4 protein-coding genes are annotated in these 2740 nt (G+C 49.1%); all 4 read right to left on the bottom strand.

Features of this window, described 5'->3' with window-relative positions; translation table 11 throughout:
* Positions 1-272: 272 nt before the first annotated feature.
* The 4 genes from EZI54_RS23460 to EZI54_RS23445 all read right to left on the bottom strand — a co-directional run bounded on the left by EZI54_RS23460 (position 273) and on the right by EZI54_RS23445 (position 2674).
* Entirely contained in the window at positions 273-776 is a 504-nt protein-coding gene (locus EZI54_RS23460) for a zinc-ribbon domain-containing protein (RefSeq protein WP_207389331.1), read from the bottom strand.
* A gap of 105 nt (positions 777-881) precedes the next feature.
* Positions 882-1229 carry a hypothetical protein gene (locus tag EZI54_RS23455; protein WP_131484277.1) on the bottom strand — a complete coding sequence of 116 codons (348 nt, stop codon included), beginning with the start codon at positions 1227-1229 and terminating at the stop codon, positions 882-884.
* 186 nt (positions 1230-1415) lie between these two features.
* Positions 1416-2168 (bottom strand): DUF1571 domain-containing protein, encoded by a 753-nt coding sequence (locus EZI54_RS23450; protein WP_131484276.1) that lies wholly within the window; start codon positions 2166-2168, stop codon positions 1416-1418.
* Positions 2169-2302: 134 nt separating this feature from the next.
* Positions 2303-2674 (bottom strand): GFA family protein, encoded by a 372-nt coding sequence (locus EZI54_RS23445; protein ID WP_131484275.1) that lies wholly within the window; start codon positions 2672-2674, stop codon positions 2303-2305.
* Between the last annotated feature and the right edge of the window lie 66 nt (positions 2675-2740).

Here is a 2740-nt window from a genome sequence, read left to right as displayed (position 1 = left end):
AAAGAGCGTGCAGGGTAGACTTTGACATGGCGTATCATTCCTCTGTTGGTTGTGATCTGGCGAGATCAACCAACAGGATACGCCACCTCTTCAACTTGCCTCCATACACCAGAAATCACCATAGCTCTTAGTTATATTCGATTGGAGTAATAGTGCCGGGATTTGAGGTGGTTTGAGGTGGGTAGGTGGTTTGAGGTGGGTGTCCTATTAGTTATATTAGTTGCAAAGGTGGTTTGAGGTGGGTGTCCTATTAGTTAGAGGTGGGTGTCCTATTAGTTCAAGCCGCCACCCCACTCATTTACAGGCATATTCAGCCGCTTACAGCCCCAAATATTGGCCTCGAACTCTCTTTCACCAAAGCAATACTGCTCTGGATTATATGCTTTTTGCCGATTGCGATAGCAGCCAACGCCGTAATAGGTTAAATCTTTCTTGGTTGCGACATGGCCATTAATGAGCATTTGGGAGGACTTCCAACTACCAACCAAGTCAAATAAGTTTGCAATTAAATCGACTTCAGTAATTGGCAATGTAATTTTATGTTTTATCTGCTTACCTTCACCTTCGACTGAATAAGTTGGAATATTTTTGCAAATTTCTACTGCTTTTCCGTAATTGGAGGACGAACTGTGCCCAAATGACAGTTCTACATTTGCAACTTGTGACTCTGCGGCTGGAGTGCTTACACGGTCCGCCTCAGTGACCGGATCGCCGCACTGAGGGCAGAATTTTGATCCTTCATTAATTCCGGCGCCGCATTTATCACATTCCAACATAATTCATCCTCGACCCTTCATCTCTAACGCCTGCGGTAACCGGCGCCGGAGCGAAGCGGAGGGAACCAAAAGCGCCACGCTTTTGGCGTCCGGTTGACCGATTGGTTATGTGGCACTCCGGTTCTTCGGGTTGTGATGAGATAGCACAGCACCACACCATTTATTGATGGTTTTGCGATCCTCAAGAGCAGGATCGTACTCAAGCTCGTGTAATGATGATGTGAGCATCTCTTCCCGAATATCTTCGTACTCTTGTTCAGTAATTTCGAGAGGCTTCCAGTGACATCCGCCACTCATTCCTTGGTCAGCACCACCAGAGAGCAGCTCCTCATTCAAAATATGGAAAGGAGGAAACTGCTTTGTGCATGAGACATACATTGCCAGACGGGGCGAATAACGTAGAAGAAAATCATCAAAATTAACGATTTCCCAGCTCCCGTCGACGCTACCCATAGCGGGTAAAATCTTGATCTTAATTTGCCTCATGACTTCATCTACACATAACGATCCGCTTCAGCTGTGGGTTTGCCAGAGCGGAGCGACGGCAAACACCTCGGCTGAAAGCGATTGTTATGTGCAACCTCCCCATAGAGACGCTACGCCGACAGAGGCCCCCATTCTGACCTTAATGGGTAAAACTCAGAAGTCATAGTCAAGATTCTTTGGGTCGAAGTCGGCGTCAGACAGATGCGCATCAAGGTTCAGGTTCTCGTACCCGTAGTTCTCGATGAGACGGCCGCCCAGGTCATAGACTCTGATCCTTAACAGGATCTTGGTCGCGACATCCTGGTTGATAACAAAGTGCGCACCATCGTAGTCCTTCGCATTCTCGTAAGGTATGTCCATTTCCATAACCTGCGTGTCCCTGCCGTAGACCTTTTCTTTTCCGCGATCAGTGAACGTGAGTACACCAGCCTTGATCGCCTTGCGCATGTTTATTGCAACAGTCTTCAGGAGGAAACCAACCCCTGTGCTGGTGACCGGGCGAAGTTCATTTTCCATGAGTTTTGGGTCATTTGGATCAAGATTGCGAACGATCCATCTGAAAAAACCGCCCCTGTGTGCCCTGATGCGGCCTTTATTCCAGCCCACTACGTACAGTAACTCGCTCCCCTTGTAGGGTTCTGTCACCCATTTCATGTACAGGGAATATGGTTTTTTTCTGAACTTGAGGAATATGTTCTCTTCGGCAAGGAGAGTGCCCGCAATCCGTTGCTGCTTATGAAAAATGGCGGTGTAGCCTTCGACCCTGTCGTAGGCGGCCTCGGCCTCCACGAGCCACTTCTCCGGATTGGGTTTGACGAGTTCACCGCCGTGCGCGGCCATAGCGGTGAATACGAGCAACGCTGAGCAAATGATCCGGAACAAAGGGTTGTTTGCAAGGTAGTACATGTCTAATAACTCCGCCGCCGAAACAGCTTAGGTAGTCATAGCATTTCAATAATAGCCTTCGTTAATTCATATGACGCTGAGCGCACCGGCGGCCTGACAAGGCCGTCCGAGTGACGCGGCTTGTTATCACTGTCTCAGTCATACTCTGCATTCTGAGGCAGATCGTCCGTAATCTCGAACCAGGGAGCCTTGCTGCCCACGAATACGTGGCGCCCTGCTTTTACTCCCGGATCGGTATCGAGTGTTCCGAGTGGAAAGCCAAAGGTCTCGGGATTTGCATCGAATTTTGTGTAGAGACTAGAACCACAGTTTGAGCAAAAGCCCTTGTGTTCACCCGGAGAGGATTCGTAGAACTTCATCAACTCCTGACCTTTGATGGTATGCCAGTCAGAGGACTGCACCTTTGCGCGGGTTCTGAACGCTGAAGCATGCAGCTTCCGGCACAGAGTTATCGTCAAATCTGGTGTATGAACATCAGGCAGCGTTCCTGTCTGATTGTTGCTCAACCGCTTCTCCGTCCCGGAACTCGACGTTGTTAACGACCAGTTCCAGAAGCTGAAATCCTTTGATGC

This window comes from Marinobacter halodurans (assembly GCF_004327985.1).
Lineage (GTDB): Bacteria > Pseudomonadota > Gammaproteobacteria > Pseudomonadales > Oleiphilaceae > Marinobacter_A > Marinobacter_A halodurans.
Note: the sequence above shows the minus strand (reverse complement) of the source record. Positions and strands in the feature narration are given on the sequence as shown.

Bases quoted from the DNA above. Each gene is read 5' to 3' on its own strand.
- EZI54_RS23455 (WP_131484277.1), bottom strand. From the start codon at position 1,229: ATGGGTAGCGTCGACGGGAGCTGGGAAATCGTTAATTTTGATGATTTT.
- EZI54_RS23450 (WP_131484276.1), bottom strand. From the start codon at position 2,168: ATGTACTACCTTGCAAACAACCCTTTGTTCCGGATCATTTGCTCAGCG.
- EZI54_RS23460 (WP_207389331.1), bottom strand. From the start codon at position 776: ATGTTGGAATGTGATAAATGCGGCGCCGGAATTAATGAAGGATCAAAA.